The organism is Xenorhabdus beddingii (assembly GCF_002127545.1).
GTDB classification, from domain to species: domain Bacteria; phylum Pseudomonadota; class Gammaproteobacteria; order Enterobacterales; family Enterobacteriaceae; genus Xenorhabdus; species Xenorhabdus beddingii.
In genome coordinates this window covers 1-730 of the sequence record NZ_MUBK01000141.1, presented here as the reverse complement: position 1 = coordinate 730, position 730 = coordinate 1, and the positions used below count along the sequence as shown (strand labels likewise).

The 730-nt window shown below is 38.1% G+C and carries 1 pseudogene; it reads left to right on the top strand.

Annotated elements, in window-relative coordinates:
• Window positions 1-642 precede the first annotated feature (642 nt).
• A pseudogene (locus tag Xbed_RS20800) lies at window positions 643-730 on the top strand (IS1 family transposase); the annotation flags it as partial.

The window sequence follows — 730 nt, the reverse complement described above, 5'->3', positions numbered from 1 at the left end:
AACCGACCCCGGCACCGCAAGCCAATAACAGGCCAGTATAACCAAACGTTTCCGGCGTCAATCCAAGTTGTTCAAAACGAAATGGGGCTAATTGGTAATCATATACTAATAAAATGGACACCTCCCCAAATCGGCTTCAGTGAGCCATGTTGAATATATCAGCAAAATATGAAGAGGTGTCCTATGGAACATAGTTATCGGAATTGATCTGGCAAAGCGAGTTTTTCAGTTAAATATCGTGTTTTCCACTGGGAAACTGATTCAGAACAAAATGGTATCCTGTGAAAAACTCACCGCTTTCATTGCCCAACAACCGCTATTAAGTGTCCATTTTATTAGTATATGAATGAAGATTAAAAAATGAGTAAAAAAGTGAGGAATGGTGAAGAGAGGGATTTTACTGTTCACCATTCCTCACTTTTCACGCATATATACAGAAAAAGTGATGAGTGCAAAACACATTGATTTTTAAGGATAAGAAATTATCAATTCCTCACTTTTTTTGCAGTGAGGAAAATAAAAAATGAGAAGAAAAATAAGGAACTAGTGAGGAAATCAGTTATCTTCTAACAGATCCTTTTTTGGTCATGACTCCAAAGCGTTAATGTGGTATTCTTATGATTTTTTAAAGGGGGTCTAAAAATGACGGTGACGATAGAAGTGGCTTGCCGGTATTGTAACCAAACCGAATCGGTACGCAAACACGGAACAGGTAAAGCCGGATTTCCTC